Origin of the sequence: Fusibacter bizertensis (genome assembly GCF_029914245.1) — a bacterium.
Lineage (GTDB): Bacteria > Bacillota > Clostridia > Peptostreptococcales > Acidaminobacteraceae > Fusibacter_C > Fusibacter_C bizertensis.
The window spans coordinates 105776-120610 of the sequence record NZ_JARYZI010000001.1; the positions used below are offsets into that span (position 1 = coordinate 105776).

The window sequence follows — 14835 nt, forward strand, 5'->3', positions numbered from 1 at the left end:
GATTACATACTCTCTATTTCCGAAAGTACAGCTTCAACAACTTCATCTTCTTTTAACTTTTTAATCACTAGACCTTTTTTAAAGAGTAAAAACTCATTTTTGCCACCAGCAATTCCAAGATCTGCTTCTTTCGCCTCACCTGGTCCATTGACAGCACACCCCATCACTGCAAGTGTAATTTGTTTGTTAATTCCTGCAACACGTTCTTCAAGAAGTTTTGCAATTCGCACCAAATCAACTTCTGTTCTACCGCATGTTGGACATGAGATGATTTTCACTCCAAAATGTCTAAGTTCAAGCACTTCTAAGATTTTCTTAGCCGCTTTAACCTCTTCAACTGGATCATCAGTTAGTGAAACACGTATCGTGCTTCCAATCCCATCATACAATAGTATCCCGATACCAATCGCCGACTTAACTGTCCCAGTATAATTTGTACCAGCCTCAGTAATCCCCAGATGAAGAGGATAATCCACTGTTTTACTGAGCAAACGATATGACTCTACAGTCAACTTGATATCTGAGGCCTTTAAAGATATAACTATATCATTAAAATTAAGTTCATCTAAAATGCTTATATGTCGCATTGCACTTTCTACAAGAGCTTCAGGTGTAACACCACCATGTTTTTGATAAAGCTCTTTATCTAAAGATCCACCATTAACACCAATTCGAATAGGAATCCCTTTGTCTTTTGCAAGTTCTATCACTTTCGTAACACGATCTTTACTTCCAATATTGCCGGGATTAAGTCGTATCTTGTCTACACCATTTTCCATTGCCGCTACTGCAAGTCTATAATCAAAGTGAATATCAGCAACGAGCGGAATATGAATTTGTTTTCTAATCTGTTTAATCGCATGGGCTGCTTCTAGAGTTGGCACAGCAACCCTAACAATTTCACAACCAGCATCTTCTAACCTCAGAATTTGAGAAACTGTTGCCTCAACGTTTTCTGTTTTTGTGTTACACATCGACTGTATTGCAACGGGAAAACCACCGCCAATATAACGATTCCCTATTTTCACTACTTTTTCTCTCATCATCTGTACCTACAATCTCTGTACATCTCGAATCACTAAAAATACCATCAATGCCATGAGAATTGCAAAACCGATAAAGTGTACATATCCTTCTTTTTCTCTATCGATTGGCTTTCCTTTGATCATCTCAATAATAACAAATATGATTCTACCACCATCAAGTGCTGGGAAAGGCAATAAATTTACAATCCCTAAGTTTATAGAGATATAAGCAGCAAGTAAGAGAAGATTCATAATACCAGTTTTAGAAACTTGTCCAACAATACTTACAAGCCCTACTGGACCAACAATATCACCTTGAACATTACCACGTCCTAACTGCGTAAAGAATTTGAAAATATCAGTGAAGAATGTACCGAACTGACGACCCGCCATTACAAAAGCTTGATCTACTTTCTTGACAAACTTAGTTTGGATACCAATTTGATAACCACTGCCCTCTTTAGGTTTAGGTGTTAAGGATAAATTAAGTGTATCATTACCACGTTTTACTGTAACTTCTATAGACTTTCCATCACTGCCATCAATACTTGCAATGACATCATCCCAACTTTTAATAGGTTGATCATCAATTGCTATGATTTCATCATTTACTTGTATACCAGCCTCTATTGCCGGATAATCCGCAATAACATCTCCAACATAATTAGAAGGTGCACCCATGCCAAACATGATAATCACCAATAATACATATGCCAAAATAAAGTTCATAATAGCACCCGCGGCTAATATAATTAACCTCGGTAAAGGCTTCTTATTTGAAAAACTTCTTGGATCATCAGAATCTTCATCTTCACCTTCCATTTTTACATAGCCACCTATAGGCAATGCTCTCAATGAATACAAAGTCTCTTTTCCTTGTTTTTTTAATATCACTGGACCCATACCAAGTGCAAATTCGTGAATTTTAATCCCATTTAACTTTGCGGTTGTAAAGTGACCCAATTCATGTGCAAATACAATCATACCAAATATAAAAACAAAACTAATAATTGTTAAAAACATAATGTCCATCCTTTCTGAATGAATACTTAAATTGCACCCCAACTAACCCAATAGTTTCTTAATGTATGTTCTGGTTTCTAAATCAGCTTCAAATATATCATCCAATGTTGGTTTTATAATGTTGGAAAATCTATTCATCGTACTTAAGATGGTATCGGAAATATCATAAAATCCAATTTTATCTTTTAGATATGATTCTACTAAGATTTCGTTTGCTGCATTCATAACCGTTGGCATCGTGCCCCCAAGCCTTAACGCCTCTATTGCTATGCCGAGACAAGGAAATCTATCTAGATCCGGTTTTTCAAATGTTAATGCACTTAATTTTGTAAAATCAAGTGGTTTCACAGAGTTAATATTTCTTTCCGGATAATCTAGAGCATAAATTATTGGTACGCGCATATCCGGCACTCCCAGTTGAGCAATCACTGAATGGTCTTTAAATTGTACCATGGAATGAATAATGCTTTGTGGATGTACAATGACTTCAATTTGCTCACTGGTCACATCGAATAACCATTTAGCTTCTATAAATTCAAGTCCTTTGTTCATAAGTGTCGCGGAATCAATGGTGATTTTTCTTCCCATAGTCCAGTTAGGATGTTTAAGTGCTTCTGATGCCTTTAAAATTCTAATTTCATCTTTAGAGTAATTTCTAAAAGCACCACCCGATGCAGTTAATATAATTTTATCTAAACTTTCAGAAGATTCACCATTTAAACACTGAAAAATAGCGCTATGTTCAGAATCTACAGGCAATATCTTGCTACCATATTGTTTTGCAAGTGGTATGATGATTTCGCCAGCAGTTACTAAAGTTTCTTTATTAGCAAGCGCTATTGTTTTACCCGCCTTAACTGCCTCAAGAGTCGGTTTAAGGCCTATATTCCCGACGACGGAAGTCAATACTATATCTACTTCTTTATCCGTCACAACTTGAATTAGACCGTCCATACCAACAAGGATATCAATAGATAAACTATCTAGTTCATATTTTAAAGATTTATAGTGTGTTTCATCAAAAACGACTACATAGCGAGGCGAAAAAAGTTTGGCTTGTTCAACTACTTTACTGATATTAGTATTGCAAGTTAATGCAAAAACCTCATACCGGTCACTTTCTCTAATGATATCAAGCGCTTGTGTACCAACTGAACCCGTTGACCCTAGAATTGTGATTTTCTTTTTTTGTTTGATCATAAGTTTCTCCATATAAAAACGAGCATATCACTATGCTCATTGTTTTCTATTATAAATAATTATTGATACTATTAAATAATACCATAAAATAGTACACAAGTGGTAAAGTGATGATTAAACTATCAAATCTATCCAACACACCACCATGTCCAGGCATGATTTTTCCAAAATCTTTGATTTCAAAGATCCGTTTTATTTTAGACGCTATTAAATCACCAATTTGTGAAAGAACACTTCCCACTAATCCAAGAAAAATTGCAAAAAATTGAAAATCCGGATTAAAGAAATATGCATATAAATAACTTACTATCAAACAAGCTATGATCCCCCCTAAGGAGCCTTCAACAGTCTTATTGGGACTAACAGTGGGAATCAATTTAGTCTTACCAATAAGTTTTCCTGTAAGATAAGCAAATGTATCCGTTACAAAAGCAATTATAAATGGATACCAAATGAAAAAATTATTATCTAAATTGGAGATCAATATAAGATGTGACAAAGAAAAAGCAACATAAAAGAAACCTAAAAAAGTCACCATCGCACCATTAATTGTCAATTTTGTAAAGACAACTAGCCCTAAGAGACAAAACGTAAAGACCGATACTAAGAATGTAAAGTAATCTTTAGAAAAAGCTCCGAAAAAACCTAAGTAAAGTGAAATGGTCATCAAATACCCCACCCAATTAGAGGCAATATATTTTTTTGAAAATGCTTTATAAAATTCGTATAATCCTATAATACTAATTGCAAAAGTTGCAATATATAGAAATACGCCTCCTTTTATAAGCACAAAGAAAAGCAAAGGCAGTGCAACTAAAGCAGATATTGTTCTCGTTAACATAATCGCTCCTTAAATCGCACCAAATCTGCGATTTCTTTTTTGATAATCATATAATGCTTTTTGATAAACTTGTTCATTGAAATCTGGCCAAAACACTGTCACAAATTCAAACTCCGAGTACGCTAATTGCCACAGGAGAAAATTACTAAGTCTTTTTTCACCACTTGTGCGTATCAACAAATCTGGATCAGGCATTCCATTCGTATATAGATACTGAGAAAACAAAGTCTCATCAATATTAGCACTATCTATTTTGCTAGATTTCACATCTTCTGAAATTTGTTTTACCGCACTGAGAAGTTCATCTCTAGCACCATAATTAAGCGCAATATTAAAGAACATGCTATCATTTTTTTCTGTTAACTTTATAGCATATTCAACTTGATCACGCGCATACTTAGGTAATCTATCTAAATCGCCTAATATATTTATTTTAATTTGATTTTCATGTATTTCATCCACTTCTGATTGAATAAATTTAACTAAAATATTCATTAAACCATTCACTTCATCCGATGGTCTCTTCCAATTTTCAGTTGAGAATGCATAAAAAGTAATATACTTAATACCAAGTCTCTTGCTTTCTTTTACAATTTTTTTTAAAGTTTCAGTTCCTGCATTATGTCCAACTAATCTTGGCATACCGCGACGTTTGGCCCATCTGCCATTTCCATCCATTATAAAGGCGACGTGTTGAGGCAAATTTTTTAGGTCCAATTCAATATGGCGCTTTTTAAAAAGCATATCACACCTCAAATATATGCCCTCCAATATGGAGGGCACTTGCATATTAAACTTCCATAATCTCTTCAGCTTTTTTTGTAACTGATTGATCAATATGAGCAACATATTCATCTACCATCTTTTGAACTTCCTTTTCACCTGATACTAAATCATCTTCAGATATTTCTTTTGCCTTTTCCATTTTTTTAAGGTGCTCAAGCGCATCTCTTCTTTCATTACGAAGTGCAACTTTAGCGTCTTCCCCAAGTTTCTTAATAAGTTTCTGAAGATCTTTTCTTCTTTCTTCAGTTAACATTGGAATAATTAATCTAAGCATTTTACCATCATTGCTAGGGTTAATACCTAAATCTGCTATTTGAATTGCTTTTTCAATATCTTTTAATATTGATGCATCATAAGGTTGGATTTGTAATATTCTTGGTTCTGGTACAGAAACACTTGCAAGTTGTTTAATCGGTGTTTCAGCGCCATAGTATTCCACTTTCACTTTATCAAGGATGAGTGGGTTCGCACGTCCTGCACGGATATGATTAAGCTCTTCTTTAAGTACACTTAAAGTTTTTTCCATTTTTTCGCTTAACGTTTCATGAACATGATTTCTCATTATTTCCTCCTAGATATTTTATTATTCGCCAGAAACAATTGTTCCAACGTTTTGTCCTTCACAAGCTTTCATAATATTCTCAGGAATATTGAGGTCGAAAACAGCAATTGGTATATGATTGTCCATACAAAGTGTGATTGCTGTAAAATCCATAACACCTAATTTTTTATTGAGAATTTCACTATAAGATAGCGTATCATATTTCTTAGCATCTGGATTTAGCATAGGATCTGAGTCATAAACACCATCAATCCTTTTAGCCAATAAAATCAATTCAGCATCCATCTCAGCAGCTCTAAGTGCAGCTGTAGTATCTGTAGAGAAAAACGGACTACCAGTACCTGCTGAAAAGATTACAACATCTCCTGCTTCAATGTACTGTACAGCTTTCTCGCGATTATAACTCTCAGCAAGAGGTGTCATTGGAATTGCACTAAGCATATGATTTTTAACACCTAAAAATTTTAAAGCGTCAGCCATGGCTAATGAGTTCATTACAGTTCCCATCATCCCCATATAATCAGCAGTAGTTCTTTCCATTCGTTTATTGCTTCTACCACGCCAAAAGTTTCCAGCACCAATAACAACACCAACTTGTATCCCTGCATCAGTAAGCTTTTTTACATAACCAGCTACATCTGCAACTACATCGTCGTCAACACCAAATCCTTTTTTACCTGCGAGTACTTCGCCACTTAATTTCAATATGACTCTTTTGTACTTATAGTCCACTTAAACTACCCCCGTTCACTCTTATTCTACAGCAATTTATAGTGCCATTCAAATATTTTTTCCTTAAAAAAGAGAACACAGCTTTGTGTTCTCTTCGCTTATTTCTAATAAAATTAACCTTGAAGTTGTTTAGCAACTTCTTCAGCAAAGTTTTCTTGTTTCTTTTCAAGGCCTTCACCAACTTCAAAACGTGAGAATCTTCTGATTGAAAGATTTTCGCCGATGAATGCAATTTTTTCTTTTAACAATTGACCAACTGTTTTATCTGGATCTTTGATAAACGGTTGCTCAAGTAAACAAACTTCTTTATAATATTTAGCGATTCTTCCATCAACCATCTTGTCAACGATTTGAGCAGGTTTGCCTTCGTTAAGCGCTTGATTTCTAAGAATTTCTTTTTCTTTTTCGATAGCATCAGTTGGTACATCTTCAATTCTGATATATAAAGGATTTGCTGCAGCAACTTGCATTGCAATATCTTTACCAAACTCTTGGAAATCAGCATTTTTAGCAACGAAATCAGTTTCACTGTTAATTTCAACAATTACACCAATTCTACCACTGTGGATGTATGATGCAATAATACCTTCTGACGCAACACGATCCATTTTTTTAGCAGCTTTTGCAATACCTTTTTCTCTAAGATATTTAACAGCTTCTTCAATATTACCATTTGTTTCAACAAGCGCTTTTTTACAATCCATCATACCAGCGCCAGTAGTTTCTCTAAGTTCTTTTACCATTGAAGCAGTAACTTCCATAATGTTCCTCCTCTTGTACTTGGTATTTACTTTTGTAAAACTCCAAGAACTCAATCTTCAAGCTTTATCATAAAGTTTATGACTTAAAAAAGGTAAGAGTAAGACTCTTACCTCTCAAATTATCAATACAATTAACTTTTACTTGTTATATAATTTATTCTGCTGGAACTTCAGCAACTGTTTCGTCAGTTAATTGCTCGCCTTGTTTAGCTTCAATAATAGCATCAGCCATTTTTCCAGCGATTAATTTTACTGCACGGATTGCATCATCATTACCTGGGATAACGAAATCAACTTCGTCTGGATCACAGTTAGTATCTACGATAGCAACTACAGGAATTCCTAAAGTTTTAGCTTCTTGAATAGCAATTTTTTCTTTTTTAGGATCAACAACAAACATAACACTTGGAAGTTTGTGCATATCCTTGATTCCACCTAAGAATTTCTCAAGTTTTTCTTTTTCAGCTCTTAATTTAATAACTTCTTTTTTAGGAAGTGCTTCAAAAGTACCGTCTAACTCCATTTTTTCAAGTTTGAATAATAAATCGATTCTTTTCTTGATTGTTTTGTAGTTAGTTAACATACCACCTAACCATCTTTGGTTAACGAAATACATACCTGATCTTCTAGCTTCAGTTTCGATAGCTTCTTGAGCTTGTTTTTTAGTACCAACAAATAATACAGTACCATTTTCATCAACAACACTTTTAACAAAAGAATATGCATCTTCAACTTTACCTACAGTTTTTTGTAAGTCGATGATATAGATACCATTTCTTTCTGTGAAGATGTATTCAGCCATTTTAGGGTTCCATCTTCTTGTTTGGTGACCAAAGTGTACACCAGCTTCTAGTAATTCTTTCATTGAAATTACAGACATTTTTGTTCCTCCTCGTTTTTTTCCTCCTTGCTTTTCATCTTTTAATGGGACTTTACAGCAACACCATCAAAATTGAAGCAAGTGTGATTTTTATTACCTTGGATATTATACCACAGCAAAAGCTATAGTACAACAAAATTTATTTTTTAAGTGATAAGAGCAATTGAATCTCGCCCATACCAATTCCAAGCTCTCTAGCTATCTGTGCTAACGATTTCCCAGTACTTCTCATTTCAATTATCTGATCAATAAGTTCTTGTTCATGATTATTATTTTTCCCTACTTCTAAAAGCTCCTGATCGGTAAAATCATTATCTAGTAATACTTGTTTTTTATCATCATTTTTTTTGTTCATATTGCTAATGTTTGCTCTAATCTCACCTGTACTATTGTGGGGTTTAGGTTCCAAGTGACTTGAAATAATTTGTTTTTTCAAAGTCTCAATCATTTGATTGATAAGTTCTATTTCTTTATCATGAATACTATATTTGCCTTCTAAATCTGAAGCAATATCATAAAAAGCCCTGTTCATCTCATCTATAGAAGATTGTAAATTTTCAAGCATATCAAAAAGATCGGAATCTTTATAAACTTTTGACTGTTCCAATAACATAGCTTGACTACGAACGGCTCTATTCAATTCAAAACGTATCAAAAAAATGGAACTGATAACAATAATCAGCCCAATTACAAAACTAACAATATACATTTTACACCTTCATATCAAAATGTGTCCCGAGAACACTTACTTTTTTATTCAGTTCTTGAGTTTTTTCATCTCCGTCTACATCATTTTTTTCTCTATCTGATTTGCCTTTACTGCGCTTTTTTCTCTTTTCTCGATCTTCTTCGTCTTCACTTTTTACGCGTCTCAAATCAGATCTTTCTGTATTATTAACTGTATGTGTCTTTAAAACAATTTCTTCTTTGTTCCGTGTTTGTGCCTGTGCCAGTTCATTATCAAGTTTGCTGATTACTGTTTGTTTGGCAGAATGAATTTCCTGCGTTTTTTGAACTACTATCTGCATATCAACTGGTCGAATAGACATATCAAGCACCTCAATTCATTAATAACCTATCGCTACAACCTCACCTTTATCTTTCGTAATTACAGTATGAGATAGCGCAAATTTCACATAATAACTTGTACTTCCTATTTTAACTCTTGTTCCAGGGTATATAGTTTTTGCTTTTAATTGAGCTCCACGGATATTATTAACAAGTTCATTTAACATTTTTAATCTTAAACGCTTTTCAGATAATTTGCTATCCATATCCAAGAAACTTCCGCTGTACTTTTTAAGCATAAAGAGTGAACGCTCGTCATCTGGATTTTGATCAACTTTTATTTTGAGGATTTTAATTGATTTATCAAGTTTATCGTGCATTTCAATAAGTTCTTTAACCTCTATTGATAAATTCTTCAGTTCATCAATAATTTCAACATCGACACCCATCTTTATCGAAGTTATAATTCCCATTTCGGAGCCAACAACATTTGCCTCAATATCACTTTTACTTGTTATTTCACCACCAACGATTAAGCCTTTTTTTCCTTTTACGGTAATCTTACCATCAGATTTCACAATACTGTTCATGATGGCTCCAGTTTCTATGTCCCCTCTACAAACAATTGTTGCACTATTGATAAAATTACTAGTTAATTGTCCCTCACAATATATATCTGCTTCATCATGACCCTGTATCCCTCTAGAAATCACAATATTTGAATTAGATTTTAGTGTTGCACCTTCTACGACACCATTAATCACCAAATCACCTTCGCATTCTATTGAATAGCCATTAGTGACATTGCCATTTACAATTACTTGTCCTTGAAAGTTTATATTTCCTGTCTCAACGCCTACATCACCTTTAATTTCTAGCATCTGAATAACAGCTATTTTATCATTATCTACCGTAACGGTTCCGTCAACATCTGCTATGGCGTTTAAACCATCAGCAGAAAGTGTTATGTTTTTACCAATTTTAAAGACGGCCTCTTTGCCATCTTTCGCTCTAATCACTTTCCCAGTTACTGTTGTTCCATTTTTTCCTTTAGTAGCAGGTGTTTTAACAGCCAAAACATCACCTTGTTTAACCGTCTCAACAAATCCCATGTTTTTAAAATCAACTCTTCCATCATCTAAAATCTGAGGTTTAGCACGATGCTCTTTGTTGAAAGTTAAATCAATAGTTGCATCTTTACCATTTTCATGAGGAATACCTTCAGCAACTATTTCATTAAAAACTGTATTTCCATTTTTACATATTGCTTCAATAATATTATATTTTAACCCAAAAATAATATTTTTATCTTTTAAGACCTTCACGATCTCATCCGCTTTGATAGATACACCAGGCGATAAAAACTCAACCGAGATAAAGGCCTTATAATAGTCATCAGATATTCTTACTGAAATATCAAATTTACTCTTAGCTTCGCTCATTATTTCCCCCTTAGAAACAAAAAGTTGATTGTTTTATAATACATACATTAACCGTTTATACTATATCTATCGGCATAAACATATGTTTTTATAATAAAATTATAACATATTTTTAGGATTAACAAAATATTATAAAAAACACATCTATTTCTGCAATCAATAGAGAAACAAATGCGCCTTAGTATAGACTACTTAATGATATTTTTAGCTTAGCAATCGCTTTTGTATGAATCTGAGAAACTCTTGATTCTGAGATACCTAATATCTCAGCAATTTCTTTATATGTGAGCTCTGAATAATAATACAGCTGCATAACTTTCTTTTCTTTCTCAGGTAACTTATCTATAGTTTCAGCGAGAATTCGCTTTACTTCACGGTCGGTATAATTATCTTCAGGTTGAAAATCAACAGAATCTGAAGCAATATCAAAATTGGAATTATCTTCTAGTCGTTCTTCTAATGAAACAACAGAATATGTTGTCACTTCCCCTATAAGCTTACCGTACTCTTCCATACTAACGCCAAGTTCTTTTGCAATATGTTCATCGGTCATATCATTACCGTAAACTTTTTGAACCCTACTTATGGCTTCTTCAACACGTTTGTATTTTTGCCTTGTACTTCTTGGAATCCAATCCATATGCCTAATTTGATCTATAATAGCACCTCGGATTCTGATATTTGCGTATGTCTCAAATTTAATCTGTTTCTTGTGATCAAATTTTTCAATTGCATCAATCAACCCTATAATGCCATAACCAAGTAAATCATCAAATTCAACATGGGCATTATAACTTGTATAAAGTCTACCCGCAATTATTTTGACCAAAGCAACATAATGAATAATAAGTTCGTCTTTAGCTTCTTTTATGTTTCGTTCTTTGTAATTGATCCAAAGCTGCTCTGTCATGTATAACACCTTCAATTTTAGATTTCCTTTATTCCTTTACCTGCTGTTTTGATAATAAGCTTTCCATTTTCGCTATAAAATTCAATTGTTCTACCAAAGTTTCCTCCAGTGTCATCCGCTTTTATTGGAATGCCCATGTTTTTTAATATTTCTCTCACAGCCTCAGCATTTCGCTCACCTATTTTCATAGAATCATTCTGTGAAGTAAATGAGAACATCTGTGCACCACCTGCAATTTTAGCTACAAATCTAGATTTTCTCGCACCTAGTTTTTCCATTTGATCAATGAGTTCTACAATGGCTGTATCTGCAAATTTTGCAACATTTTCGTTTTTTCTGATGGCTTTGCTGGATGGCAACATTATATGTGCCATCCCAGTAACCTTTGTTGTCGCATCATAAAGGCAGATTCCAACACAAGAACCAAGTCCTAAAGTTGTTAGCGCATCAGGATGCGAAACAACTTTAAGATCTGCCATCCCAACTTTTACCATGGTGCTCATAGTGTCACTCCCAGGCTTCCTAATAAGATTTCATATGAATCTAAGTCCGGAATTAGGAAAAAGTAGCCATCGACACTTTTTGCCTCTAGGACCTCGATGAATTCATTTTGAATAATCATTACATTGTCACTTAACTGACCGAAATGTATTGCTGGGACGCTTAGAATAGCGCCTGCCATATCAATCGAAAGTGCAGGTATAGAAATTTTAATTTTCAAATTCGTCAATCCAGATAATGATGAAATATATGACCCCGCTAAAATATTACCTATTTCTTTTAAAGCAGAAACAGTAAATTCATCAAAATCAGCATTTTCACGCGGCATCAACAAATCAACTAAATTAAAAGCTGACTTTTGATCAAGAACGAACATAATGCTCCCTGTCATGTCACCTTCAATTTTAAAGAAAATACCACAAACAACGTTTTCGGGTCCCCCAAGTAGTTCAGGTACTTGATCAAAATCAAGTAACTTAACTACCGGTACCTTCATATCTATTTTTTTGTCTATCATTTTAGCAAGAGAAGTCGCTGCATTACCAGCACCAATATTGCCAATTTCTCTTAATACATCAAGAATAATCGTGTTATTCATGTTATCAAATTCAAATCCCATTGAAGTCTCCTATTCAACGTGCTCAATATTGAGCACCTTGTATAAATCTATCAACATGATAATGCGACCATTTTTTTTGCCAATGTTTTTAATGAATTCATTGTTAATTTCTTTCTTTACATTTGGCGCAGCATCAATATCATCTTCCATAATTTGCAACACTTCAGATGATGAATCAACCAACATACCAATCTTGTTTTCATCCAAATTAACGATGATTATTCTAGATTCTTCTGAAGTTGGTTTTTTATCAAGACCAAATCTTGCTCTTAGATCTACAACTGGTACAATAATACCTCTTAAATTTACGACACCTTTAATATAATTAAGTGTATATGGAATTCTAGTAATTGGTAATACTTTTTCTATATTCTCAACATTTTGTATGTTGATACCATAATACTCTTGATTTAGTCTAAAGGTTACAAACTCTCTGATTTCGCTCATCATATCACCTCTGTTAGAATAATTGGTTAGGATCGACAATAAGTGCTACACTACCATTTCCTAATATAGTAGCACCCGCTATCGCTTTAATGCCTGTTAAATATTTACCCAGTGATTTAATAACGATTTCTTGTTGTCCGATGAGACTATCAACAACTAAACCAGCCTCTATATCACCTTTCTTAACAATAACAACAATTAGTTCATCAAGTTCTTCGTGATCATATTCAATATCTAAAACATCTTTCATGCGAATAATTGGCAATGTTTTGTTTCTGTAAAGAACAACTTCTTGATCTTGAACCATAGTGATTTTGTTTGTTTCGATTGTTGTAATTTCTTTAATATTGTTAAGTGGAATAGCAAATTTTTCTTCATTTAAATTAACCATTAGTGCTTGGATAATTGCAAGAGTAAGTGGCAACCTAATAACAAACTTACTGCCTTGTCCCATATTTGAAACGACTTCAACAGTACCGTTAATTGCTTCAATCTTAGATTTTACAACATCTAGACCAACGCCTCTACCTGATAAATCGGTAACTTTATCTACAGTACTAAATCCTGCCTTAAACAGCAAATTGATAAGCTCTTTATCTGGCATTACATCTGCTTCTTCTTTAGTTACTATATTTTTTTCAATCGCTTTGCGTTTAATGACTTCAGGATTAATTCCTTTACCATCATCTTCAACTTCGATAACTACAGTATTGCCATCTGGATATGCTCTAAGAGCAACAAAACCAGTTTCCTCTTTTCCAAGTTTAGCTCTCTCAGCAGGAGATTCTATACCATGATCCAAAGAGTTTCTAATTAAATGAATTAATGGGTCTCCAATTTCATCAATAACAGTTCTATCAACTTCAGTTTCCTCACCTGACATAAATAGCTTAATATTTTTGCCAAGTTCTCTCGATAGGTCACGAACCAATCTAGGGAATCTATTAAAGGTTCTTTCAACCGGAACCATTCTAACTTTCATAACTGCATCATGAAGACTAGTTGTAATGCGTTCAAGATACTCGATTGCTTCATTCATATTATTTTTATTGCCTTGATCATCAGATTTCTGACTAGTTGTATCGAGATCTTCAAGTCTCGTCTTAATAATAATCAACTCACTTACAAGGTTCATAAGGTTATCTAATCTGCCAATTTCAACACGAACAGTTTTAGAAGTTTTTCCTTTTTCGCCTTTGCTTTGACTGTCTTCTTTAGTTTTAAGTTCAGACTCTTTCACTTCAACGTGTTCAAGGTCTACTTCTACATCTTCTTTCTTTTCCTCTACAGCAAACTCTATCTCAGTAAGAGGTTTTACTACAACAGCAGAAAGTTCAGAAATCCTCATCAGTTCAGTGTGAACATAACTCTCATCAAGTTTACTAAAATAAAGAATTTCAAATGAATCATCAAATCTTTCATCTTCTATTTCTTCAGCCAAGGGATATGATTTTAGAATTTCTCCAAATCTCTCGAGTGTATTAAAAACTATAAAAGCTCTTGCAGCTTTAAGCATACAACCGCTATCCAAAGTAATCTTGATAAGATAAGGTTTAACTCCCATCTCAAAAGCTTTATTTAACAAACTATCAATATCATTTAAAGGGATATGAAAATCACCTTCATCGGTTGAAGTTGTTGAAGTACTACTTGGTTGAACAGATTCGTCTTTTTTTGTTTTTGGTTTATCAGATGGTGAGCCAACTGTGCTTTTGTTTTCTGCAATAAAAGCAAGCTTCTTAACAAGTTCAGAAGAATCCAAATCACCTTCTTTGCCTGTTTTTTCGAGATTTTCAATATATTCTTCCAATGCATCAAAGCATTCAAACAATATATCAACGATTGTGCTATCCACTTTTAAAACACCATTTCTTACTAAATCGAGTACATTTTCCATCTTATGTGTTAAATCTGCAACTTTTGTGAACCCCATCGTCCCTGACATGCCTTTAAGTGTATGGGCAATTCTGAAAATTTCACCTAAATGTGATAAATTCTCTACGTCGCCTTCAAGTATGAGAAGGATTTCATTCATTGTCTGTAAATGCTCTTTTGATTCATCGATAAATATTTCTAAATATTGACTCATATCCATATG

The 14835-nt window shown here is 33.8% G+C and carries 17 protein-coding genes; all 17 read right to left on the reverse strand.

Annotated elements, in window-relative coordinates:
* Positions 1 to 2: 2 nt before the first annotated feature.
* Positions 3 to 1043, reverse strand: a complete 1041-nt coding sequence (ispG, locus tag QE109_RS00460) for a flavodoxin-dependent (E)-4-hydroxy-3-methylbut-2-enyl-diphosphate synthase (RefSeq protein ID WP_425365103.1) — start codon at positions 1041 to 1043, stop codon at positions 3 to 5.
* Positions 1044 to 1052: 9 nt separating this feature from the next.
* The gene (gene rseP / locus QE109_RS00465) at positions 1053 to 2048 is read right to left on the reverse strand and encodes an RIP metalloprotease RseP (protein WP_281092392.1); all 996 of its coding nucleotides are present in this window, start codon (positions 2046 to 2048) and stop codon (positions 1053 to 1055) included.
* A gap of 42 nt (positions 2049 to 2090) precedes the next feature.
* Positions 2091 to 3248, reverse strand: a complete 1158-nt coding sequence (locus tag QE109_RS00470; RefSeq protein ID WP_281092393.1) for a 1-deoxy-D-xylulose-5-phosphate reductoisomerase — start codon at positions 3246 to 3248, stop codon at positions 2091 to 2093.
* Between the two features lie 49 nt (positions 3249 to 3297).
* The gene (locus tag QE109_RS00475; RefSeq protein ID WP_281092394.1) at positions 3298 to 4089 is read right to left on the reverse strand and encodes a phosphatidate cytidylyltransferase; all 792 of its coding nucleotides are present in this window, start codon (positions 4087 to 4089) and stop codon (positions 3298 to 3300) included.
* Positions 4090 to 4098: 9 nt separating this feature from the next.
* Positions 4099 to 4833: an isoprenyl transferase gene (locus QE109_RS00480; protein WP_281092395.1), complete on the reverse strand. Its 735-nt coding sequence runs from the start codon at positions 4831 to 4833 to the stop codon at positions 4099 to 4101.
* Positions 4834 to 4879: 46 nt separating this feature from the next.
* Positions 4880 to 5437 (reverse strand): ribosome recycling factor, encoded by a 558-nt coding sequence (frr, locus tag QE109_RS00485; RefSeq protein ID WP_281092396.1) that lies wholly within the window; start codon positions 5435 to 5437, stop codon positions 4880 to 4882.
* Between the two features lie 21 nt (positions 5438 to 5458).
* Positions 5459 to 6169, reverse strand: coding sequence for a UMP kinase (gene pyrH / locus QE109_RS00490; RefSeq protein ID WP_281092397.1), 711 nt, complete (start codon positions 6167 to 6169; stop codon positions 5459 to 5461).
* Between the two features lie 113 nt (positions 6170 to 6282).
* On the reverse strand, positions 6283 to 6930 hold the full coding sequence (gene tsf / locus QE109_RS00495) for a translation elongation factor Ts (protein ID WP_281092398.1): 648 nt from the start codon (positions 6928 to 6930) through the stop codon (positions 6283 to 6285).
* Positions 6931 to 7084: 154 nt separating this feature from the next.
* Entirely contained in the window at positions 7085 to 7810 is a 726-nt protein-coding gene (rpsB, locus tag QE109_RS00500; protein ID WP_281092399.1) for a 30S ribosomal protein S2, read from the reverse strand.
* A 139-nt stretch (positions 7811 to 7949) separates the two neighbouring features.
* Positions 7950 to 8519, reverse strand: a complete 570-nt coding sequence (locus QE109_RS00505; protein WP_281092400.1) for a DUF6115 domain-containing protein — start codon at positions 8517 to 8519, stop codon at positions 7950 to 7952.
* 1 nt (position 8520) lies between these two features.
* Positions 8521 to 8859, reverse strand: a complete 339-nt coding sequence (locus tag QE109_RS00510) for a hypothetical protein (protein ID WP_281092401.1) — start codon at positions 8857 to 8859, stop codon at positions 8521 to 8523.
* An 18-nt stretch (positions 8860 to 8877) separates the two neighbouring features.
* Positions 8878 to 10260: a DUF342 domain-containing protein gene (locus tag QE109_RS00515; RefSeq protein ID WP_281092402.1), complete on the reverse strand. Its 1383-nt coding sequence runs from the start codon at positions 10258 to 10260 to the stop codon at positions 8878 to 8880.
* A gap of 178 nt (positions 10261 to 10438) precedes the next feature.
* Entirely contained in the window at positions 10439 to 11170 is a 732-nt protein-coding gene (locus QE109_RS00520) for a FliA/WhiG family RNA polymerase sigma factor (protein ID WP_281092403.1), read from the reverse strand.
* Positions 11171 to 11187: 17 nt separating this feature from the next.
* Positions 11188 to 11673 carry a chemotaxis protein CheD gene (locus tag QE109_RS00525; RefSeq protein ID WP_281092404.1) on the reverse strand — a complete coding sequence of 162 codons (486 nt, stop codon included), beginning with the start codon at positions 11671 to 11673 and terminating at the stop codon, positions 11188 to 11190.
* Positions 11670 to 12290 carry a chemotaxis protein CheC gene (locus QE109_RS00530; RefSeq protein ID WP_281092405.1) on the reverse strand — a complete coding sequence of 207 codons (621 nt, stop codon included), beginning with the start codon at positions 12288 to 12290 and terminating at the stop codon, positions 11670 to 11672. The genes QE109_RS00525 and QE109_RS00530 overlap by 4 nt, the downstream gene beginning before the upstream one ends.
* A gap of 9 nt (positions 12291 to 12299) precedes the next feature.
* A complete protein-coding gene (locus QE109_RS00535) occupies positions 12300 to 12737 on the reverse strand; it encodes a chemotaxis protein CheW (protein ID WP_281092406.1) in 438 nt (145 codons plus the stop codon).
* A 13-nt stretch (positions 12738 to 12750) separates the two neighbouring features.
* Complete coding sequence (locus QE109_RS00540) at positions 12751 to 14832, reverse strand: chemotaxis protein CheA (RefSeq protein ID WP_281092407.1); 2082 nt, start codon at positions 14830 to 14832, stop codon at positions 12751 to 12753.
* Positions 14833 to 14835: the final 3 nt, after the last annotated feature.